Origin of the sequence: Colwellia sp. MB02u-6, from assembly GCF_014077095.1 — a bacterium.
Taxonomy (GTDB): Bacteria; Pseudomonadota; Gammaproteobacteria; order Enterobacterales; family Alteromonadaceae; genus Cognaticolwellia.
The window spans coordinates 218,677-240,517 of sequence record NZ_JACGVG010000037.1 but is presented as its reverse complement, the minus strand read 5'-3'; the positions used below and the strand labels follow the sequence as shown (position 1 = coordinate 240,517).

Here is a 21,841-nt window from a genome sequence, read left to right as displayed (position 1 = left end):
TAAAACGTTAAGTTAACTTAATCAGCCTAGGCTAGATTAGATAACTCATTATAACCGTTCGTTTGGGTTACCCCTTGGAACTGGAGCGCATTCTAGAGATTTCTCGCTTCACGTCAACCCTTAATTGCCATTAAATTGCAAATAAGTGTTTGTTTGCCTTTTAATTAAGCAACCCTTGCTGTGATTGACGATTAAAGCACCATTAGTGTTATTTTTTAATCGATAACATAGGTAAGTATCAACTTAATAAAAGAGTTATGTAGGATAACTTTATCTTTATAGCTATATTTTTTATCAATTTAACTTGTTTTAACCAACAGATAGTTCCAAACCACTATATTTATCTCTTAACAAGCTAAAACAACACCCTTATATATAGCCCATTCAATGACAGGGACTCACATCGGTATTAAAACCCTACTGATGTATACAGTATCGTCAAATACATATTGCTAAACAGAAGTTTAATTTATTAACTGTTGAATACTATGAAACAACAATGCATTACCAGGAAGCACATTTACATCTGGTAGATTTTTGGCTCGTCCCTGCTTGCTTGGCTTAATTATCTTAAAGCTACAGTCCCATATCCTAAAGAATTAGGTACAACTCATTACCTGCATATAGCTATTACTTCTATACTTAGTGAAGGCATCTTATGTATTGTTCATGCTAATTTTTCATTATCGCCATCTTAAGAATTCAATTTTATGGTGTCAGTAATAATGTTCAAATTAGACAACCGTTAGCAAAAAAATTACTCCGCGCTATAACAGCATCTTATAGTTGTGAGTTATGAATAATAAATACATCTTGGTAAAACAGCATACATAATCATGACAAATAAATGGCATATTATGCTGCAAGATACTGAGCTTTATTTACCGCAATGCACAACAGGAAAGCTAATATTCTACTTTATCATTTATTTTTCTAGGCAGCCTTACAAAGAACACTTAGCGCCTGAGATACGTTTACTACTTAGAAGGTAAAGGTTTTCGCTAACGAGTGATGGCTGGTATCTATGAAATTGACAATCCAATTACAACGAGGCAAAAGCTAAAATGCTATTTTCTGCACTTTGTTACGCACATAAAAAAGATAAAATAAGTATTGGTTCACTCATTAGTGCTGATATTGAGAAGTATGATGTTAAGGAAAACAGGTATTAATATACAATTTCTTTTGTCAGATCTAAATCGAGTTATCACTATAGTATAAATAAAAGCTGAGTTGCCCATTCTAATCTAGATATTTAACTTAGTTACAACACTTGAAAATAGCGTAATTATATCTCAATTAATGACTAGACTAGATTACGAAAATATTAGCTCAACCATGATTTACTCAAGTATCTCAAAGCATAACTTGGACATTATAAATAACAGTTTAACATGACGATTAAATTTATAAATTTTTACTTATTTTTATAAAGGCAAACTCAACGAATAGAACATTTAGCTTTGGTGAAGTGATAAGATAAGAAATCACTAAGACACAGAGCAATTCCATCAAATTTTAGGCACAAAAAAACCGACTTATATCGTCGGTTGTTTGTGTTATAGCCCTTTAAGAATAAGGGAAGAATGGTACCAGCGGTCGGACTCGAACCGACACGTCTTTCGACAGGGGATTTTGAATCCCCCATGTATACCAATTTCATCACGCTGGCATTTCTTTTCTACAACTTCAATAATATAAAGCCTTATTGAAGAGAACAGCATTATACGAAAAATATTCCTGTTAGCAATAGTTTTTCTTTCATTATTACTTAAGTGCTGATTTTTTGTTCATCAAGCGACGATCTGTACCAATTTTAGTTGTTTTTCCAGCTAAACTCTGGTCTCGAGGATATTGTTAAAAAAAGTATGCTTGATATCTGCGGCTCAGTAAATTTTGTTAAATGAGCTTCTGATTAACTGTCATCTTGTGCAATGTGCTAGATTTACCGCTAGCACTTTACCTTGCTGTGGCGAATAAAGTTTATATGGTATTTAAGACCTGTTTCAACTCTAATCGTTTCACCTTTAGGTGTGAGTAAAACACCTAAATTAGGCTGTTCAATTTTTGTAACAACCAGAGACAAACCTTAGTGTGCATTGTTTAAGTACTCACTATTCCACTGTCCTTGGCTGCAACCGAAATCAAGTTGTCTTTTGTTATCTGTTTTAACATGCTATTAGGTACAAATAATGGTTATTATTAAACATCCTGTTTTATATTCTAAACAGTTAATATTTCATCTGTTGTTGTCTAAAATCTGCCTAGAAATTAAAAATTTCGCTCTCTTACTTATACTTTCATATGCCTTTTGTTAAACTAGGACAAATTTCTCTATTGATGTGGCTATGTCTTTAACTTCTAACTCACCTTCTCCTCGTGCAGGCTTTCGACGTCGTTTGGCTTCATGGTTGTATGATGCTTTAATTACCATCGCTGTTTACATGAGTGCTGGTGCAGCTTCTTTTTTAATTATTTCATTAATGGTTCATTTTGGCATTTTTGATTTGCAAGGTTATCAGCACTTAAGCGATACCATCACAAATACTTATTGGTTGCTGTGGCCCAATGAACTTTGGAAACTGAGCTGGGTGGCATTTTTCTTTATCTGGTTTTGGTCTAAAAGCGGCCAAACTTTAGGTATGAAGGCGTGGCGATTAAAAGTTCAAAATCAAGACGGTAGCTTAATCACTAAGACCACAGCTTTAAAACGCTTATTGCCAACATTATTAGGCTTGGGAAATTTTACGGTCTTGCTTGATAGAAAGCATAAATTGAGTCTGCAAGACCGTTTAACTAATACGGAAGTGGTGCTTTTAACGCTTGAGGAAAATCGGGGCAGGCTATAATTATTTGAGGCTGTAATTAGTATAAGAGTAGAGGTGAATGCAATGACGGCTTCACCTCTGATCGCTAATCTAGGCTTTAAAATCTAGACTTTGAAATATCAAGTTTCAAGCATAAAATTTCAAAATTTTTGTTAGGTTTTATCTTGCTAACTTGCGCGTTTGTTCATTAAATACAAAGCAATACTGACAAAAATCAGGCTAGGCATAAAGGCACCAAAAATAGCTGGGAGCTGATAAACCAAACTCAGTGATCCCAGCACTTCATTGACAATAAAGAATGAAATTCCCGTGGCCACACCCATCATAATTCTTGCCCCCATAGATACTGAACGTAATGGACCAAAAATAAAAGATAGTGCTACCAATAACATCACTGCCAAAGTAAAGGGTTGTGCTATTTTTCGCCAAAAAGCTAGCAAATATCGGCTTTGATCTTGCTTGTTGGCCTCAAGGTAATCTAAGTAATTACTTAATCCCCTTAGTGACAATGATTCAGGCTTAACGGTTACAACACCTAGTTTATCGGGTGTTAATGTTGAACGCCAAGACATCACGGCTTGGCTTTCTTTGCTAATTTCTGTTACGCCGATTTTGGTTTCAACAACGTTACGTAATTGCCAAGCATTTTTTTGATAAACGGCGCTAGTGGCTGAGACCCAACTCGACAGCTTAAGCTGCTCGTTAAAGCGATATATTTGGATGTTTTTTAAAGACCCCTTATCTTGCACTTCACCTATATGAACAAAGTAATCACCATCTTTTGCCCACGTACCGCCGGTTGATGAAATTAAACTCCCCCCCGAAATGGCTTGAGCTCTCACCTGTCGAGCTGCGGCTTCGCCTTGAGGTGCTAGCCATTCACCAATCGCCATACTAACAATGATCAATAACAATGCTGATTTCATTACTGATTTAATAATATCAAGACGTGAAAGCCCTGCTGCCTGCATGACAATAAGCTCACTACTGCTTGCCATCATCCCCATGCCAATTAAGCCACCGATTAATGCAGACATAGGAAAAAATAACGAGACATCTTGTGGAATAGCATAAAGCACATAAAGCGCAGCGTGGGCCAAATCATAATTACCCCTGCCAACTGACTTCATTTGCTCAACAAATTTAATAATGCTGCTCAAGCTCACAAATACCGCTAAGGTGGTGAAGGTTGTAGAGGTGATAACGCGACCTATGTACATATCTAAAATACGCATTAAACAGCAACCTTATTTTTAGCGTTCTTCACTGTAAATTTCCTACCACCTTTTCGGCCTTTAACTAATAAACTTAAGCCTAATACCAGCACCGTGAAGTGCACTGGCCACAAACCAATATATTGTGGCACTGAGCCTCTTTCTATCCCTGAACGAATCGCGGTTAGTAATAAAAAGTAACTTAAAAACAGTAATAATGCCGGTAGCATTTTACCAAACTTACCTTGGCGCGGATTGACAACACTTAATGGCACGGCCACCAAGGTCATAATAATACAAGCCAGTGGAAAGGCGATCCGCCATTGGCTTTCCGCACTTGTTTCTGGCGTTTGTGCTTGATAAAGCTCTGCGGTTGTTATTGCACTGAGCTTGCGGCGTTTATGGGCCACCTTTTGATCTTGAATTTGAATATAATATTTATCAAAGGAAACTTGTCGAAACTCTTTATTTTTGATGTCATTTTGATAACGCGTACCCGCTGATAGTATTAATCGCTGCGAGCCAGTTTCTTCTTCAACAACTTGGCCAGTTGCGGCATAAACTAGGCTAGAGTCGATAACACTAGCGTCTGGAGTGCTTTTATTAGGCAACTGCGCAACAAAAACTTTTTCAAAAGTATTGTCATTACGATTTTTATCATGAATAAAGATGACTGCTTTTTGATTGCCTGTGGTTTGAAAACGTCCAGCAATAAGTGAACTTAAACCTGAATCAGAGGCAATTTTATCTTTAACTTGATGTTCATACTCTGCTGCCATGGGCGACAAATAAAGCGTGAATATACCGGTAATAATCGCGGTAACAAAACCTAGAATTAAGGTAACGCGCACCACATACCACTCACTGACACCACAGGCATGCAGTACCGTCATTTCATTTTCAGCGTAAATACGACCATAAGCCAATAAAACCCCAAGAAAAAAGCTTAAGGGTAAGATCATGCCGGCAAGATCAGGGATTTTTAGGCCAATAAATGTCATCACCAAATGACCTGGAATGCCACCTTCTGATGCATCATCAAGCACACGAACGAATTTATTGCTGATAAATATTGTCATAATGACAAGAAATACCGCAAGTTGGGTTTTGGCAACTTCTTTGAGCAAATAACGAAATATAATCACAAAGTGATCCTATAAAAACTTAGTTTTTTCTGACATACAGCCATTTTTTCAGTAAACTTGTTATTTTTAGCATTAAACTAAATTTAAGCTTGCTAGGTAACGCTGTGCAATCCGGCTATAATTATAGCCTTTAGCCGAATACATTTAAAAGCAAGCTTAGCGATTATTTACTGTTTTTAGCAAGATAAATAGTATATTTTCAATAAAATATACGCATTTGAGTCAAATTAGGAGACATCATGGAGTTCAGTGTAAAGAGTGGCAGTCCGGAAAAACAACGTAGCGCCTGTATTGTTGTCGGTGTTTTCGAACCTCGTCGTTTGTCAGCTATCGCAGAACAACTAGATGAAATTAGTGAAGGCTATATTAGCAATCTATTACGCCGTGGCGATCTAGAGGGGAAATCAGGGCAAATGTTGTTATTACATCATGTGCCAAATATTCTTAGTGAACGCGTGTTATTAGTGGGTTGTGGTAAAGAACGTGAGTTAGACGAACGTCAGTATCGCCAAATAATCAGCAAAACGATCAGTACCTTAAATGAAACCGGTTCGATGGAAGCAGTGTGCTTTTTGTCTGAATTACATGTTAAAGGCCGCGATACCTACTGGAAAGTACGTCAAGCCATTGAAGCAACACAAGATTGCCTCTACAGCTTTAACAGTTTGAAAACCCGTAAAGAAGAGCCTCGCCGCCCTTTACGTAAAATAGTATTTAATGTCCCAACTCGCCGTGAGTTACCGATTGGTGAACGTGCTATTAACCATGCTTTGGCTATTGCAAAAGGTATTACAAGCTGTAAAAACGTGGCTAACATGCCACCTAACATTTGTAATCCTGCCTACTTGGCTGAACAAGCTCAAATGTTGGATAGCAACTACGACAATGTCAGTACTAAAATAGTTAACGAAGAAGAAATGGCTGAATTGGGCATGGGATCATATTTAGCCGTAGGTCGTGGTTCGGTTAATGAGTCACTGATGAGCATTATTAAATATGATGGCGCTGGTGATGATTCAAAGCCGCTGGTGTTAGTCGGTAAAGGTTTAACCTTTGACAGTGGTGGTATTTCATTAAAACCAGGCGCAGGCATGGATGAAATGAAATATGATATGGGCGGTGCAGCCGGTGTTTTAGGTGCTATGCATGCACTGGCAGAACTTGCCCTACCGATCAACGTCATTGGTATTTTAGCGGGTTGTGAAAACATGCCAAGCAGTAACGCTTATCGCCCAGGCGACATCTTAACCACTATGTCGGGTCAAACCGTTGAAGTATTAAACACAGATGCTGAAGGCCGCTTAGTTTTATGTGATGCATTAACCTATGTTGAGCGCTTTGATCCCGAACTGGTTATTGATGTTGCCACCTTAACAGGCGCTTGTGTTGTGGCTTTAGGTGGTCATGCAACCGCCTTATTCAGTAGTCACAATCCACTCGCGCATGAGTTATTAAACGCTTCTGAGCAAAGTGGCGACAGAGCATGGCGCATGCCTTTATGGGACGACTATCAAGATCAACTTGAAAGCCCATTTGCTGATTTTACCAATTTAGGTGGTAAAGAAGCCGGCGCAATCACCGCCGCCTGTTTTTTATCACGCTTTACTAAAAAATATAATTGGGCGCATTTAGATATTGCCGGTACGGCATGGCGCGGTGGTAAAAACAAAGGTTCAACCGGCCGGCCAGTAAGCATGCTAACGCAGTTCTTATTAAATCGTTCTGGCGCTGAGCAAGGCGAATAGTTTTCACTGAATTTATAGCCGGAATAAAGTCATGCTAACCCAAGCAATGTTCTACAGTATTGAAGAACAAAGTAGTATTGTAGGTGTCACTGAAGCACAGTTGCACCTGCATTATGCCTGCCTGCAAGCAGCTCACTTTTACCGGCAAAATCAGCGAGTATTTATTTATACTCAAGATCAACAAAGTGCTCATGATATTGATGAAATGTTATGGGCCTTTGAGCCAACAAGTTTTGTACCACATAATTTAATTGGTGAAGGTCCAAAACAAGGTGCTGCAGTTGAAATTAGCTGGCAGCCCCCAACAAACCGGCGTGCGGTTTTAATCAATTTAACCAGCAAGGTGCCTAACTTTGCTCACCAATTTTCGCATTTGATAGATTTTGTACCCCGTGATGAAACACTTAAACAACAAGCTCGAGATCGTTTTCGAACTTGTCGCCAATGGGGTTTTCAGGTCGCTCACCAAGTGGCAAGCGCTCCGCAAACTATCGATACAACAAGTTAAAATTCTTCTGACGGAAACTCTGATGGAAAAAACATTTACCCCCGCTGATATTGAACAATCCCTTTATAAAAGTTGGGAAGAACAAGGTTACTTTAGCCCAACAGGTGAAGGCGATAGTTACAGCATTGCCATTCCACCACCCAATGTGACGGGTAGTTTGCATATGGGCCATGCTTTTCAGCAAACCATTATGGATACCTTAATTCGTTATCAGCGTATGCAAGGTAAAAATACCTTATGGCAAACGGGCTGTGACCATGCCGGTATTGCAACACAAATGGTGGTCGAACGTAAAATTGCCGCAGAAGAAGACAAAACCCGTCATGACTATGGCCGCGAAGCCTTCATTGATAAAATTTGGCAATGGAAAGAAGAGTCTGGCGGCACTATCGGCAAGCAAATGCGCCGTTTAGGCAACTCTATTGACTGGTCTCGTGAACGCTTCACCATGGATGAGGGTATGTCTGAAGCCGTGCAAGAAGTATTTGTTCGCTTATATGAAGACAACTTAATTTATCGCGGTAAACGCCTAGTTAATTGGGATCCAAAATTCCACACAGCAATTTCTGATTTAGAAGTCGAAAATAAAGACAAAAAAGGCCACATGTGGCATTTACGCTACCCATTAGCTAATGGAGCCAAAACAGCAGAAGGTCTTGATTATTTAGTGGTTGCTACCACACGACCTGAAACTATGTTGGGTGATACCGGTATAGCGGTAAACCCAGAAGATCCTCGTTATAAAGATTTAATTGGTCAACAGGTTTTATTACCCTTAGTTAATCGTTTAATTCCCATTGTTGGTGATGACCATGCCGATATGGACAAAGGCACCGGTTGTGTAAAAATAACTCCGGCTCATGACTTCAATGATAATGAAGTCGGTAAGCGTCATCAATTACCACAAATCAATATTTTTGATAAAGACGCCGCGGTATTAGCCACTGCTGAAGTTTATGATACTAAAGGTGAAGTGTGTGACGTATATGATGCACAATTACCCACTGAGTTTGCCGGTATGGACCGTTTTGTAGCCCGTAAAGCTATCGTGGCTAAGTTTGACGGATTAGGTTTGTTAGTTGAAGTAAAAGAGCATAATTTAGTTGCCCCTTACGGTGATAGATCTGGCGTTATTATTGAGCCATTACTTACCGACCAGTGGTACGTACGTGTAGAAAAACTTGTGGGTCCTGCTGTTGATGCGGTAAAAGATGGCCAAATAGAGTTTGTCCCTAAACAATATGAAAACATGTACTTTGCTTGGATGAACAACATTCAAGACTGGTGTATTTCACGCCAACTTTGGTGGGGACATCGTATTCCCGCTTGGTATGATGAAAATGGCAAAGTTTATGTCGGTCGTACAGAAGCAGAAGTACGTGCTAATAACCCCATTGGCGACGACATGAAACTAAACCAAGATGATGATGTACTTGATACCTGGTTCTCATCAGCTTTATGGACTTTCTCAACCCTAGGTTGGCCAAAAGAAACCGAAGATTTAAAAACTTTTCATCCTACTGATGTTTTAGTTACCGGTTTTGATATTATTTTCTTCTGGGTTGCTCGTATGATCATGATGACCATGCATTTCAACAAAGATGAAAAGGGTAAAGCCGAAATACCGTTTAAAAAAATCTACATGACTGGCCTTATTCGTGATGAAAATGGCGATAAAATGAGTAAATCAAAAGGTAATGTTATTGATCCCCTAGACATGATCGATGGCGTTTCACTTGAAGACTTACTACAAAAACGTACTGGTAATATGATGCAGCCTAAAATGGCTGCTAAAATTGAAAAGCTGACCAAAAAAGAATTTCCTAATGGCATAGAAGCCCACGGTACTGATGCTTTACGCTTTACCTTGACGTCTGTGGCAACCACTGGCCGTGATATTAGCTGGGATATGAAACGTCTTGAGGGTTACCGTAACTTTACGAACAAGCTATGGAATGCCAGCCGTTATGTACTGATGAATACAGAAGAATTTGATTGCGGCCGCTCTACACCAGACAACCCCAGTGGTGCAATGGAGTTTTCACTGGCTGACCGTTGGATTATCGGCCAATTACAACAAACAGTTAAAACTGTACATGAAGCCTTTGATGCTTTTCGTTTTGACTTGGCTTCACAAGCATTATACGAATTTACTTGGCATCAATTTTGTGACTGGTATTTAGAATTAACGAAACCAATATTATTTAAAGGTAGCGAAGCACAGCAACGTGGCACTCGTCATACCCTAGTTAATGTCTTGGAAAGCTTGCTGCGTTTAATGCACCCCATAATGCCATTTATCACTGAAACTATTTGGCAACGCGTTGTACCCTTAACTAACTTTGAAAAAACTGGCGATAGCATTATGATACAAAGCTTTCCACAGTTTGACCAAAGCCAATGTGACCAAACCGCCATTGATGATTTAGAGTGGGTGAAACAGTTTGTGGTTGCCATTCGTAATATTCGTGGTGAAATGGATATCACACCAAGTAAACCATTACCGGTACTACTCAAACATGTTAATGCTGATGACCAACGTCGCCTAAATGAAAATGAACAGTTTATCAGTGCCTTAGCAAAATTAGAGCGTATTACGTTATTGTCTGACGACGATAAAGGTCCCGCGTCTGCCACCGCCGTTGTTGGTGACTTATCAATATTAATACCTATGGCAGGGTTAATCGATAAAGACGCTGAATTAGCTCGCTTAGACAAAGCCATTGATAAATTATCAAAAGATGCAGACCGTGTTCGTGCTAAGTTAAACAATGAAAGTTTTGTTAGCAAAGCACCCGAAGCTGTGATCAATAAAGAAAAAGCAAAGTTAGCTGATGCTGAGTCTACTCTAGCCAAAATGGTGGACCAAAAAGCCCAAATAGCAGAAATTTAATCGCTGATTCAAAATAAAGCATAAAAGCCAGCCTCTTAGCTGGCTTTTTTTTATGCTAAAAAAGTAAAATAATCTTGGTTTTATTTAGAGATTCCTTAATTCTTATGTGTTAATATGTGCTCGCGTTGAGTTTTTGCGTTTCGGGATAAGGAGAGATCCATTGGTCAAAAGACCTATGATCGGCCTAGACGCTTTAATATGTGTTACTGGAAACCTTTCTCTATCTATATTTTAGATAGAGGGCATTTACTCCGTATATGGCCATTTTGGCTAAACTTTAATTTTTGACCTGCGAGAAATGTTGGTATGTCTGATACAGTAACTGGTAAAGTAAAATTTTTTAACGAATCTAAAGGATTTGGTTTCATCGAGCAAGAAAACGGCGCTGACGTTTTTGTTCATTTTAGTGCAATCTCTGGCGACGGTTTCCGTACATTGACTGATGGTCAATCGGTAACTTTCAGCGTAAAACAAGGCCAAAAAGGTCCTGAAGCTGAAAACGTAGTTGCATCTTAGTCTACAGTGCATAATAAGCTTTAGTATTAACTAGCGCTTAAATAAAAAACGAAACCTATGTTTCGTTTTTTTGTTTTTATCGTTTGAAAAACTTGATTAATACGACTTATAATCTGACGACCTCTAGCCCTTGAAATAAGTAAATGAACACTTATAAATGAGCATAGATAATCAATAGCAGATGGTTATTGTTCCAACCTAAACATAAGTCCCTACAGTTATGTAAGCAAGATACACGATTAATTCTTACATGGCCGTTACTCACTATCCATGACCTCAAAGATCACTTCACATCATAAGTAAACCCTTTCAGATGGATTTATCAGTAGCTAACCTGTGTTACTGAGAGCACAGCAACCCTAGTGTAGTTTAAGTAGTACAGCTGAGTAATACATCATGAAATGGGTGTAGCCAGTAGAAAAATGAAACCCATATTGACGAGGGAAAATTAATTGTTGGGATTGAGGATAACGCGAGAATGGACTACTTAAGCCACCTCAGAATAATCGATTATTTATTTCAATGGTGACTTAACCCTGAACTTAAATAAATGCCAAGAAGTAAATGACAACTACTTAAGTTCAATAGTTAAGTTCAATAGTTAAGTTAAACAGATAAAGCTACTTAAGCACAGATACCTAGCTCAGTAATAAATCACCCATATGATTCTAGCAAGATAAGACTTGTTATCTATATGCTTTAAAGCAGAGTATTTAATTAATATGTGGTTCTATTAATTCGAGCATAACGTCAATGTGTGCATCATCATCATTTAGTGCTGGAATATAATGATATTTTTCACCACCGGCATCAATAAATACGTCTTTGTTTTCGTGTACTAACTCTTCTAAAGTTTCTAAACAGTCTGCACTAAATGCTGGGCTAATAATCGCTACATGCTTATTTCCATCTTCAGCAAGTTTTGCCAAAGTTACATCTGTATAAGGTTTAAGCCACTCGGCTTTACCAAAACGCGATTGAAAGGTCATGACATAATCATCTTTACTTAAGCCCAGTTCTTCAACCACTAAACGGGTGGTTTTGTGGCTAAAACAATAATATGGGTCGCCTTGCTCTAAAAAATACTTTGGCATACCATGATAAGAGAAAACCAACTTATCAGGTTTACCATGTTCAGCTATATAATTATTTATACTAGCCGCTAATGCCTTAATGTATAAAGGTTTGTCATGGTAGCCACTTTGAAAATGGATACTGGGAATCCAGCGCCATTTTTTAATTTTATTGAACACCGCATCAAAAGTTGCCCCTATGGTTGGGCCCGCATATTGTGGATACAAAGGTAGGACAATAATATTGTTAACACCGTTTTTTTGAAAGTTTTCTAAAGCGTCACCAATAGATGGATTACCATAACGCATAGCAACATCAACCATTACATTATCACCATACTTTGCTGTTAGTACTTTCTCAACTTTAGCTTTTTGTTGCTTACCAATAACTAACAAAGGCGAACCTTCCTCAGTCCAAACTGTTTCATATAACTTAGCTGATTTTTTTGGCCGCACTCGAAGAATAATACCATGTAAAATCACAAACCAAATCAAGCGAGGAATTTCCACTACTCGTGGATCAGATAAAAATTCGCCCAAGTAACGCCTAAGTGCTCTTGGTGTTGGGCTATCAGGTGTGCCTAGATTAGTTAATAATACGCCCGTTTTTGTCGTGCAATCATGAATCTTTTTACTTTGGCCTGCATATCTTGACATAATTCTCTCTATAATATTTCGTTAATGGCGTTGAAAAAAGTGTCTGAATCAGGCTTTACACGGCTGTTAAAGTGCTTAATCGTTTTACCATCCGCGCTAACTAAATACTTATAAAAATTCCATTTAGGTGCAGTGGTTTTTTCCGCTAATTCCTTAAAAATAGGATGAGCATCACTACCATATACATGCACGGGCGATAGCATAGTAAAAGTTACGCCATAATTTACAAAACAGATGTCAGCTGTATCTTTTTCGTCATCTTCTTCTTGAAAAAAGTCATCTGAAGGAAAACCAATAACCACTAGGCCTTGCTCTTTGTATTCTTTATGCAGAGCTTCGAGCGCTGTAAATTGTGGAGTAAAACCACAATGACTAGCCGTATTGACAATTAACATTGCCTTACCCGCCGTTAACTGACAAAGATCAAGCAGTTCTTTAGCATGCAATTTTTTTTCACTGTGTTGCATAAATGCTAAACATTGTGATGAAGGGTCGATGTTAATGTTTTCAGTGATATCGACTTCGGCCTGCGCTTTAACGGTAAAGGTCGTTAAAGCAATGATGCTAATCAACAATAAATTTTTCATGAGCTTCCTTTTTAAGGCTATTTCTGCCGACATATTATCGTAATTATCTCAGCAAAGGAATTATCCGTGCTGTGATAATGTACTATATATTGTATTCGCCTTTATACGAATTGAATCAATGAATTGATCACTTATTAAAAATTAAATAGCCTTATTAACAAAGCTGTGCGGAAAACCTGTTACTAAGCTTTATTGAACGATATAGTAGCCTGCGATGTGTTTGCAGCGATTCAAGTAAAACCTGAAACACGAATTACAACCTAGTGGCATAAATCACAAACTAGTCGGTTTATAAGGTTAATATCACCTCGATAGTGACATGAAGCCATAGCTACACGTAACAATTAAGTGAAAAAGTTTGTCCAGATTACACAGCGAAAACACAGTACTTACACCGAATACCAATAGCTTACTGAGCGCTAGTAACTTAGCTTGTATACGTGGAGATCGCCTGTTGTTTGAAGCGCTTGATGTTAACATTGCCGCAGGCGATATTGTCCAAGTTGAAGGGCCAAATGGTGCTGGAAAAACCAGTTTATTGCGCATTCTTTCCGGTCTTTCTCAGCCCTATGAAGGTACGGTTTATTTTCAAAATAAAAGTATTACGCAACACCGTGAAACATTCCATCAAGATTTACTTTATTTAGGTCACTTACCCGGTGTTAAAGACGAGATGACAGCACAAGAAAATCTCAAGTTTAATCTGGCTTTACATGGCCTAAATAGTGACACAGCCGAAACAACATTAGCTGAAGTTAACTTACTTGGCTTTGAGGATGCGCTTGCTGCTCACTTAAGTGCAGGACAGCACCGTCGAATAGCTTTAGCCCGTTTATGGCAAAGCCAAGCTAAAATTTGGATTTTAGATGAGCCTTTCACCGCTATTGATAAGTTAGGTGTGGAAAAATTAGAACAATTATTTTTACAACATGCTGACAACGGTGGCTGTGTGATATTGACCACTCATCAAGATCTCTCATTACTCGCCGAGCGAGTAAAGAAAGTTACTTTAGCTTATCGTTTTTATTAGGGTCAACAGTTATGACACAACTTTCTTACCGCACGGCTTTTGGCTTAATTGTTAAAAGAGATCTGATGATCGCTTTTCGTCATCGTGACGACATTATTAATCCTTTATTGTTCTTTGTTATTGTCGTCACACTATTTCCGTTAGGTGTTGGTCCAGAAAGTACGACGTTATCACGCATTGCCCCAGGCATTATTTGGGTTGCGGCTTTACTCGCCACTTTGTTATCACTGGACAGATTATTTAAGTCTGATTACGCAGACGGGTCACTAGAACAAATGTTACTAAGTCCACAGCCAATATTTATATTAGTGCTAGCTAAAATTGTTGCACATTGGTTGCTTACTGGCTTACCATTAATACTGATCGCGCCACTACTCGCGGTCTTACTGCATTTAAATGAGCACAGTTATGGTGCGCTAATGCTAACACTATTACTGGGCACACCAGTATTGAGCTTGCTTGGTGCCATTGGTGTTGCTTTAACTGTTGGCATTAAAAAAGGGGGGGTATTACTCAGCTTGTTGGTACTACCGCTGTACATTCCCGTACTTATCTTTGCCACTAGCGCAATCGATACTGCGGCAATGAACTTACCTTATAACGGACAACTTGCTATAATCGCGGCAATATTTTTTGCCTCGTTAACCTTGGCCCCATTTGCTGTAAGTGCAGCGCTGAAAGTGAGTACAAATTAATATGATGTGGAAGTGGCTTCACCCTTACGCAAATCCTGAGATTAGCTATCATTTTGCTGGTAAAATATTACCCTGGTGCGCGCGCCTAGCCTTTATTTTTTTAGCTATTGGTATGACCTGGGCCTTACTATTTGCCCCTGCTGATTATCAACAAGGTGATACATTTAGAATATTCTATTTACATGTACCTGCGGCGATGTTGTCTATGGGGATATACTTAGGCATGGCTATTGCCGCATTATCTAGCTTAGTGTGGCAATTAAGGCTTGCTGATGCCACAGCTGCTGCCATGGCACCTATCGGCGCGACTTTTACTTTTATCGCCCTCATTACCGGTGCAGCCTGGGGCAAACCTATGTGGGGTACGTGGTGGATTTGGGATGCTCGACTGACTTCTGAGCTGATATTATTATTTTTATACTTGGGTGTTATCGCTTTACATAATGCTTTTGAAGATAAAAATTTAGCAGGCAAAGCAGCCGGTATTCTTGCCTTAGTGGGAGTGATTAATTTACCAATTATTAAATATTCTGTCGAGTGGTGGAACACCCTGCATCAAGGGGCAACCGTGAGTAAGCTAGGCCAACCTTCGATGACTGCAGATATGTTTTGGCCATTTTTGGTTTGTTTTATTGGTTTTTCTTTTTTAGTCGCAGCATTAATTTGCTTGCGTTTTCGCAGCGAAATACTCAATCGCAACAGTATGCGCCCTTGGGTACGTGAATTAGTTGCTAATGAGGTGAAAGCGCATGCAGTTTGATAGTTTCAGTGCTTTTATCGCTATGGGCGGCTATGGCTTTTATGTCTGGTTATCCTATGGTGTTAGCATTTTGGCTTTGGCCCTTTTAGTTTTTTCGAGTATCAATAATCATAAAAAAATTAAGCAGCAAATAGCTCAGCGTCAAAAACGTGAAAAAAAATTACGTCAAGCAACAGATCTACAAAACGCACAAACCCGTGCTGACATCAGTCATAAAACTTAAGAGGTACAGTATGAATCCCCGTCGTAAGAAGCGATTAACGATAGTCACGTCAATAATCATCGGCTTAGGCACTGTTGCTGGGCTTGTTTTGTACGCGTTAAGTCAAAATATTGATTTATTCTATAAGCCTTCTGAAATATATAATGGCAAACAAGATACCGGTCTTAAAGCTATTAACGGCCAACGCCTACGTATTGGTGGTTTAGTGGTGCCGGGCAGTGTGCATCGTAATAGCGAGAGCTTAAAAGTAAGCTTTAAACTTGCTGATATGAGAATGCCTATTAGCTTCTCTGAGACTGATCCAACCGTTACCGTAAGCTATGACGGTATTTTGCCTGACTTGTTTCGTGAAGGACAAGGGATTGTCGCTAATGGTATTTTAGTTAATGGTAATGTTATTGAAGCGAGCGAAGTATTAGCAAAGCATGATGAAAATTATATGCCTAGAGAGCTGCTTGACGATGTGGATGAAAAGCCAGTTAACTCCAGTTATAGCAAGAATCTATTAGAAACAACTTACTAACACGAAAAAACGCACAACGACAAAGAAAGCGAACTCACTTGGGGTTCGTTTTCTATTTTGGTAAATACTCTATTTCCCCTTAGCTACTTTCGCTACTGGCTTTCACTACTTGCTTTGCCAAGCATATCAGCCGTGTATATACCTAAACGATAAATTAAGCATTAGTCCTTAAAAACTAAAGTGAGTAGCCCTTAGTGAACATGGCAATACTCGATTTTAAATAGCGATTAATTTCTGCCTCAGATAGTTGTTTTTTGGTATTAAATTCCACACGCATCCAACATTCTCCTTTCACCATATTTAAAAACTGTAGTGCAGCAAATTTAGCTGCTGGAATAGCTAATTGTTGCTTGGTGTCGAAATCCGCCATCAGTATTGCCACATCATTAACAATACGTTCTGGACCTTCTTGATAAAATAGCTCTGACAACTGTGGGTATGATTTTGACTCATAAGCACAAATTTTATGAATGGCCAGTGCTTCCTTTGAAGTCAGCATAGCCAAAAAACGCTTCGCCAAAACAAATAAAATCTCTGCCGGCTCATCAGCGGTATCTAGGCCAATTTCAGTCATATGATATGAATCACACTTTTGCTTTATTGACGCGGCAAACAATTCATCTTTATTACCAAAATGGCTATATACAGTTTGTTTTGAAACTCCAGCATGTTGGGCAATTTCAGCCATGCTAGTTGAGCTATAGCCATCCTCAGTGAACAACATCGTCGCGGCGTCAAGAATTTGTTTTCTTTTACTTTCACTTTTACTTCGAATATTTGCCATACACCCCTAACACCCATATTAACTTTATACGTTAACTTTATACTAAGTTCACTAGCTCACGACTCAGTAATAAAAATTACATAAAACGCACACAGTTCGATTCACTATTGTAACAGTTTCATTAAGCTTGTGATCTTGTTAGACGCAAACCATCTCAAGATATTCATATCCGTGGCCGTTAAAAGCTATTGCGATATGACATAACATACCTCAAATTAGACTAGACAGTCTAGTTTCACTAAACTAGACTGTCTAGTCTAATTTGAGGTATGTTATGGGTTTAAGGTGTATTTCGTGTTTATAGATCAGCGTACTACAAGATTTTTTCGTGTTTATGGTTTAGTTTTTTGCTTCGCCTTACTAAGTGCTTGCTCTGAGCCTAGTCAAGCACCTAGTCAAGCACCTAGTCAAGCAACTCAGTCAATAACGGCACAAACAAAAAAACAAAGTGCTAATTACCACCAAAGCGCCGATATTCGCACCATATCACCCAGTATGTCTTACCACATTGAACGAGCCTATGTTGGCAAGGTGGTCAGTAAACAGCTCACGTCATTAAGTTTTGAATATGCCGGTAAGGTTGCTAAAGTTTATGTTGATAGTGGTGACCTTGTTAGTAAAGGCCAATTGCTAGCAGAATTTGATACTGAACTGCTCACCATTAAACACCAAGCAATAGTGGCAACCATAGAGCAGTTTCGTGCACAAGCAGAATTAAATCGTCTGAACTTATCTCGTATCAATAGCTTAAGTACTAAAGGTTACAGTTCTAAACAAGCAGTAGATGAGCTAAAAGCTGAAAAAAAAATCATCAATGCTGATATTTCCCGTCAACAAGCCAATATAGCCAGTATTGAGTATCAAATATCACACGCGAAACTCCATGCTCCTTTCGCGGCAGTGATCAGTAGCCGTATCGTCGCTGAAGGAGAAAACTTCAGCCCCAATCAAAACGCATTTGACCTGATCCAACAGGCTGATCACGAAGTATCTGTTGGCGTACCTGTTAAGGTAGCCAGCCAATTAGTTATAGGGCAAACGCTCTCTGTTACCTTAAATAAACAAACGCTCACCGGACAAATATTAGCTATTGGTAAACAGGTGCATCAGGTTAGCCGCACCATTGAACTGCGCCTTGGCCTTAAGCAAACACTAACTTTTTATAATGGCCAGCTGGCACAAGTCAATATTGAACAACGTGTTGAACAAGCTGGTTTCTGGCTACCTTTGTCGGCTTTAACTGATGGTGTTCGTGGCCAATGGAATATTTATCAAGTCACGGCAACAGCCAATAATTTATTGACCATATCAGCGACTACCGTTGAGGTGAAATACACCACTATAGATGCCGCTTATATTACGGGTTTACCCTTAGTGATACACGAAGTCATTGCTAGCGGTGTGCATCGCTATGTGCCAAGACAAATAGTGAAGCGGGCCAGCGAAGCTATTAAGCAGGTGGCTAGTACAGGACAAATTTTATGATACCTTCATTTGTCAAAAATGGTCGTTTGATGTCGTTGATGATCACGCTGTTAGTAGTGGCGGGTTTAGGGGCCATAAGCAATTTACCACGTACCGAAGATCCAAGAATAACCAATAGAATCGCTAGCGTTATTACGCAATTACCCGGTGCTAGTGCTGAGCGAGTTGAAGTACTGATTAGCGAGAAAATAGAACAAAGCCTGAGAAAACTACCAGAAATAAATCTCCTCACGTCAAATTCTCGTGCGGGTATTTCAATTGTCCAAGTCCAATTACAAGATGAAATTACCAATCCCAAACCTATATGGTCACGGGTTAGAGATTTACTGAACGATCTCAGCCCGAGCTTGCCAAACGGCACACTAACGCCGGTACTAGAGGACGACAGAGGTTATGCTTACACGCAAATAATTGCCCTAAATTGGCAAGGTAGTGAGCCCCCCAATATTGCTATTTTAGGACGCTATGCTAATGAATTACAAAATCAGCTAAAACTGGTTCATGGTACAGATTTAGTCAGTATATTTGGCCAAGGTTCAGAGGAAGTACTGGTCGAGATAGACCCCGTTATTAGCAGCCAATTAAACCTTTCAATCAATGATATTTCAGAAAAAATTCTTAATGCCGATGCTAAAGTATCAGCAGGAAAACTCACCAACGCATTTAATCAGATGCAAATAGAGTTGGTTGGTGCATTACAAGATACCAACCGAATCAGTAATATCTCAATAAAAGCTGATGATAATGGCAACTTAGTACGCTTGGGAGACATTGCTGATATTCGAAAAACAGTCAATTACCCGCCAAGCGAAATAGCCATGGTGAATAATCAACAAGCGGTAGTTGTTGCTACCCGCATGTTGCCAAACTTGCGTATCGACCAATGGAGTGCATCGGTGCAAAAAGCGTTAACCACATTTACACAAACGCTACCTAATAATGTCACTTTGGAGGTGATATTTGATCAAAGTAGCTATACCGAAGCACGTTTAAGCGACTTAGTGGGCAATATCGCATTAGGATTTACCATTATTGCCGCAGTATTACTGATTACTTTAGGCTGGCAAGCCGCTTTGATTGTAACCTTATCGCTGCCATTAACCGTGTTGTTTACCTTATCCGTGATGAATTTTTATGGTCTCCCCATACACCAGATGTCGGTGACGGGTTTAGTCGTTGCTTTGGGTATTATGGTCGACAATGCCATTGTGATGGCTGATACAGTAAAAACCAATATCGAAAAGGGCCAACGTAGGCTTGACGCGATTGCCAATGCAGTCAATCACTTATGGTTACCTTTGCTGGGTTCAACGTTAACCACCATTTTAGCCTTTATGCCGATTGTACTTATGCCAGGTCCTGCCGGTGAGTTTGTAGGCGGTATTGCGCTCAGTGTTATATTTTCTTTAGTGGGCTCTTATATTATATCTCATACCATTGTTGCTGGCTTAGCAGGTCGTTTTATTAGCCGACACAGGCATAAAAACTCGACTCGTTGGTATCAAAGTGGGATTAGGTTACCGGCATTAAATCGTGGCTTTTTGCGCTTGCTTAACTGGTCACTACTACACAGAAAACTAGTAATCATCTTGGTAGTTTGTTTACCTTTATTAGGTTTTATTGCCGCTAAACAGCTGCAAGAGCAATTTTTCCCCTCCTCAGATCGTGATATGTTTCAGGTTGAACTTTTTTTACCCGCACAAAGCAGCATAATCAATACCGAGCGGGTTAGTAAGGTGCTCACTAACTACCTTGAAGCACTCGATGGTATTGAATCGGTGCGCTGGTTTATCGGTAAAAATGCGCCTTCTTTTTACTATAATTTAATACCAACCAAAGATGGTGCGCAGTATTACGGCCAAGGCATGGTAACCGCAACAAATTTTGCAGCGGCAAATCGTTTAATTCCCCAAATTCAACACACACTTGATGATATGTTGCCCGAGGCGCAAATATTAGTCAGAAAACTTGAACAAGGCCCGCCCTTTAACGCACCGGTAGAATTGCGTGTCTTTGGCCCAAATCTTGACCGCTTAAAAACAATTGGCGATGATATTCGCGCTTTTATGGCAGCGACCCAAGACATTACCCATAGCCGTTCAACACTACAACCTGGCACACCAAAAGTTTGGGTTAATATTGACGAAGCAAAAGCTAACTTAGCTGGTTTATCGTTAGTGCAGGTCGCCAAGCAACTTAATACCACACTGTCAGGCCAAACCAACGGATCTGTTATTGAGGCAACAGAATCAATTCCTGTCAGGGTTAGAATTGGTAACGAACAACGAGATGACTTAGCGGCATTAGCCAACATCAACATTATTAATCCAAACTCAAAGCAGTCAATTGCCTTAACTGCCATCGCAGATCTAGAGATTAAACCCAGTCGCGGCGCCATTCCGCATCGCAATGGCGTACGAGTGAATGTTATTGAGGGCTATATTCGTGCAGGCGTTTTACCGTCCATCGTACTTACCCGAATTAAAGAAAGTATGGCTAAGGCTGACTACAAATTGCCTAATGGTTATCAAATAGAATTTGGCGGTGAATCGGCAGAGCGCAATAAAGCGGTAGGTAAACTCATGGCCAGTGTTGGCTTGATATTAACCCTGCTACTCACGGTTGTGGTGCTGTCGTTTAATTCTTTTAGACTCAGTGCGATTATATTTTTATCCGCATTTCAATCCATTGGCTTAGGCTTACTGAGCGTGTATATTTTCGATTATCCCTTTGGCTTTACCGTCATCATTGCTTTATTAGGTTTAATGGGACTGGCTATTAATGCGGCTATTGTTATCATAGCTGAATTAAAAATGGATGAGAAAGCGATACAAGGTGACCGTAAAGCTATTATTCGCTGCGTACAAAGTTGCGCCCGTCATATTAGTTCAACGACCATTACTACTGTTGGTGGCTTTCTGCCGTTAATTCTTGCAGGTGGCGGCTTCTGGCCACCTTTTGCTGTCGCGGTTGCCGGTGGTACAGTGTTAACCACACTGTTATCCTTTATCTTTGTCCCAGCCGCGTTTTCACTATTAAGTCAACGTAATGCCTTTGAATTAACAAAACAAACTGTGTTAACTTAATGAGCTCTGATCAAATGCACTGTACAAAATGGCTCGCGCTATCGTTAATAAAGCCTTGTTGGCGATAAACATCAGTGATAAAAAAACGC

At 39.5% G+C, this 21,841-nt stretch carries 17 protein-coding genes and 1 tRNA gene; 12 read left to right on the top strand and 6 right to left on the bottom strand.

The genetic code is table 11. The annotated features are described in order from the left end of the window. Positions 1-1,587: 1,587 nt before the first annotated feature. Positions 1,588-1,672, bottom strand: a tRNA-Leu gene (locus H4J46_RS14945). Positions 1,673-2,348: 676 nt separating this feature from the next. Between H4J46_RS14945 and H4J46_RS14940 the strand changes: the two genes are divergently transcribed. After that, on the top strand, positions 2,349-2,849 hold the full coding sequence (locus H4J46_RS14940) for an RDD family protein (protein ID WP_182234234.1): 501 nt from the start codon (positions 2,349-2,351) through the stop codon (positions 2,847-2,849). A 146-nt stretch (positions 2,850-2,995) separates the two neighbouring features. Here the strand turns inward: H4J46_RS14940 and lptG are convergent, their stop codons facing one another. Together lptG and lptF are read right to left on the bottom strand one after the other, a co-directional pair. Further along, the gene (gene lptG, locus H4J46_RS14935; RefSeq protein WP_182234233.1) at positions 2,996-4,063 is read right to left on the bottom strand and encodes an LPS export ABC transporter permease LptG; all 1,068 of its coding nucleotides are present in this window, start codon (positions 4,061-4,063) and stop codon (positions 2,996-2,998) included. Next, on the bottom strand, positions 4,063-5,187 hold the full coding sequence (gene lptF, locus H4J46_RS14930; RefSeq protein ID WP_182234232.1) for an LPS export ABC transporter permease LptF: 1,125 nt from the start codon (positions 5,185-5,187) through the stop codon (positions 4,063-4,065). The genes lptG and lptF overlap by 1 nt, the downstream gene beginning before the upstream one ends. 239 nt (positions 5,188-5,426) lie before the next feature. Here lptF and pepA point away from each other — a divergent pair, with 239 nt between their 5' ends. The 4 genes from pepA (at position 5,427) to H4J46_RS14910 (ending at position 10,849) form a co-directional block, all read left to right on the top strand. Then, positions 5,427-6,932: a leucyl aminopeptidase gene (pepA, locus tag H4J46_RS14925; RefSeq protein ID WP_182234231.1), complete on the top strand. Its 1,506-nt coding sequence runs from the start codon at positions 5,427-5,429 to the stop codon at positions 6,930-6,932. Between the two features lie 31 nt (positions 6,933-6,963). Then, positions 6,964-7,440: a DNA polymerase III subunit chi gene (locus tag H4J46_RS14920; protein WP_182234230.1), complete on the top strand. Its 477-nt coding sequence runs from the start codon at positions 6,964-6,966 to the stop codon at positions 7,438-7,440. Between the two features lie 22 nt (positions 7,441-7,462). Further along, positions 7,463-10,333 (top strand): valine--tRNA ligase, encoded by a 2,871-nt coding sequence (locus H4J46_RS14915; protein WP_182234229.1) that lies wholly within the window; start codon positions 7,463-7,465, stop codon positions 10,331-10,333. A gap of 306 nt (positions 10,334-10,639) precedes the next feature. After that, positions 10,640-10,849 carry a cold-shock protein gene (locus tag H4J46_RS14910; RefSeq protein WP_146879877.1) on the top strand — a complete coding sequence of 70 codons (210 nt, stop codon included), beginning with the start codon at positions 10,640-10,642 and terminating at the stop codon, positions 10,847-10,849. 713 nt (positions 10,850-11,562) lie between these two features. Here H4J46_RS14910 and hemH read toward each other — a convergent pair. Continuing rightward, complete coding sequence (gene hemH, locus H4J46_RS14905) at positions 11,563-12,579, bottom strand: ferrochelatase (protein WP_182234228.1); 1,017 nt, start codon at positions 12,577-12,579, stop codon at positions 11,563-11,565. A gap of 8 nt (positions 12,580-12,587) precedes the next feature. Next, the gene (locus H4J46_RS14900; RefSeq protein ID WP_182234227.1) at positions 12,588-13,166 is read right to left on the bottom strand and encodes a glutathione peroxidase; all 579 of its coding nucleotides are present in this window, start codon (positions 13,164-13,166) and stop codon (positions 12,588-12,590) included. Between the two features lie 358 nt (positions 13,167-13,524). Between H4J46_RS14900 and ccmA the strand changes: the two genes are divergently transcribed. From ccmA to ccmE, 5 genes are read left to right on the top strand one after another with little or no spacing between them, the layout of a single operon-like run. Beyond that, positions 13,525-14,196, top strand: a complete 672-nt coding sequence (gene ccmA, locus H4J46_RS14895) for a cytochrome c biogenesis heme-transporting ATPase CcmA (protein ID WP_182234226.1) — start codon at positions 13,525-13,527, stop codon at positions 14,194-14,196. A gap of 11 nt (positions 14,197-14,207) precedes the next feature. Next, positions 14,208-14,891: a heme exporter protein CcmB gene (gene ccmB, locus H4J46_RS14890; RefSeq protein ID WP_182234225.1), complete on the top strand. Its 684-nt coding sequence runs from the start codon at positions 14,208-14,210 to the stop codon at positions 14,889-14,891. A gap of 4 nt (positions 14,892-14,895) precedes the next feature. Next, entirely contained in the window at positions 14,896-15,651 is a 756-nt protein-coding gene (locus H4J46_RS14885; protein WP_182234257.1) for a heme ABC transporter permease, read from the top strand. After that, complete coding sequence (gene ccmD / locus H4J46_RS14880; protein ID WP_182234224.1) at positions 15,641-15,874, top strand: heme exporter protein CcmD; 234 nt, start codon at positions 15,641-15,643, stop codon at positions 15,872-15,874. Before H4J46_RS14885 ends, ccmD begins: the two co-directional genes overlap by 11 nt. A gap of 10 nt (positions 15,875-15,884) precedes the next feature. Then, on the top strand, positions 15,885-16,397 hold the full coding sequence (ccmE, locus tag H4J46_RS14875; protein ID WP_182234223.1) for a cytochrome c maturation protein CcmE: 513 nt from the start codon (positions 15,885-15,887) through the stop codon (positions 16,395-16,397). Positions 16,398-16,572: 175 nt separating this feature from the next. Here the strand turns inward: ccmE and H4J46_RS14870 are convergent, their stop codons facing one another. Then, the gene (locus H4J46_RS14870; protein WP_182234222.1) at positions 16,573-17,181 is read right to left on the bottom strand and encodes a TetR/AcrR family transcriptional regulator; all 609 of its coding nucleotides are present in this window, start codon (positions 17,179-17,181) and stop codon (positions 16,573-16,575) included. A gap of 294 nt (positions 17,182-17,475) precedes the next feature. Between H4J46_RS14870 and H4J46_RS14865 the strand changes: the two genes are divergently transcribed. Next, positions 17,476-18,666: an efflux RND transporter periplasmic adaptor subunit gene (locus H4J46_RS14865; protein WP_182234221.1), complete on the top strand. Its 1,191-nt coding sequence runs from the start codon at positions 17,476-17,478 to the stop codon at positions 18,664-18,666. After that, the gene (locus tag H4J46_RS14860; RefSeq protein WP_182234220.1) at positions 18,663-21,752 is read left to right on the top strand and encodes an efflux RND transporter permease subunit; all 3,090 of its coding nucleotides are present in this window, start codon (positions 18,663-18,665) and stop codon (positions 21,750-21,752) included. Before H4J46_RS14865 ends, H4J46_RS14860 begins: the two co-directional genes overlap by 4 nt. Positions 21,753-21,841: the final 89 nt, after the last annotated feature.

What these genes read in the sequence shown, in the direction of transcription:
- H4J46_RS14940 (WP_182234234.1), top strand. Translation starts at nt 2,349, where the DNA reads ATGTCTTTAACTTCTAACTCACCTTCTCCTCGTGCAGGCTTTCGACGT.
- lptG (WP_182234233.1), bottom strand. Translation starts at nt 4,063, where the DNA reads ATGCGTATTTTAGATATGTACATAGGTCGCGTTATCACCTCTACAACC.
- pepA (WP_182234231.1), top strand. Translation starts at nt 5,427, where the DNA reads ATGGAGTTCAGTGTAAAGAGTGGCAGTCCGGAAAAACAACGTAGCGCC.
- H4J46_RS14920 (WP_182234230.1), top strand. Translation starts at nt 6,964, where the DNA reads ATGCTAACCCAAGCAATGTTCTACAGTATTGAAGAACAAAGTAGTATT.
- H4J46_RS14915 (WP_182234229.1), top strand. Translation starts at nt 7,463, where the DNA reads ATGGAAAAAACATTTACCCCCGCTGATATTGAACAATCCCTTTATAAA.
- H4J46_RS14910 (WP_146879877.1), top strand. Translation starts at nt 10,640, where the DNA reads ATGTCTGATACAGTAACTGGTAAAGTAAAATTTTTTAACGAATCTAAA.
- hemH (WP_182234228.1), bottom strand. Translation starts at nt 12,579, where the DNA reads ATGTCAAGATATGCAGGCCAAAGTAAAAAGATTCATGATTGCACGACA.
- H4J46_RS14900 (WP_182234227.1), bottom strand. Translation starts at nt 13,166, where the DNA reads ATGAAAAATTTATTGTTGATTAGCATCATTGCTTTAACGACCTTTACC.
- ccmB (WP_182234225.1), top strand. Translation starts at nt 14,208, where the DNA reads ATGACACAACTTTCTTACCGCACGGCTTTTGGCTTAATTGTTAAAAGA.
- H4J46_RS14885 (WP_182234257.1), top strand. Translation starts at nt 14,896, where the DNA reads ATGTGGAAGTGGCTTCACCCTTACGCAAATCCTGAGATTAGCTATCAT.
- ccmD (WP_182234224.1), top strand. Translation starts at nt 15,641, where the DNA reads ATGCAGTTTGATAGTTTCAGTGCTTTTATCGCTATGGGCGGCTATGGC.
- ccmE (WP_182234223.1), top strand. Translation starts at nt 15,885, where the DNA reads ATGAATCCCCGTCGTAAGAAGCGATTAACGATAGTCACGTCAATAATC.
- H4J46_RS14870 (WP_182234222.1), bottom strand. Translation starts at nt 17,181, where the DNA reads ATGGCAAATATTCGAAGTAAAAGTGAAAGTAAAAGAAAACAAATTCTT.
- H4J46_RS14860 (WP_182234220.1), top strand. Translation starts at nt 18,663, where the DNA reads ATGATACCTTCATTTGTCAAAAATGGTCGTTTGATGTCGTTGATGATC.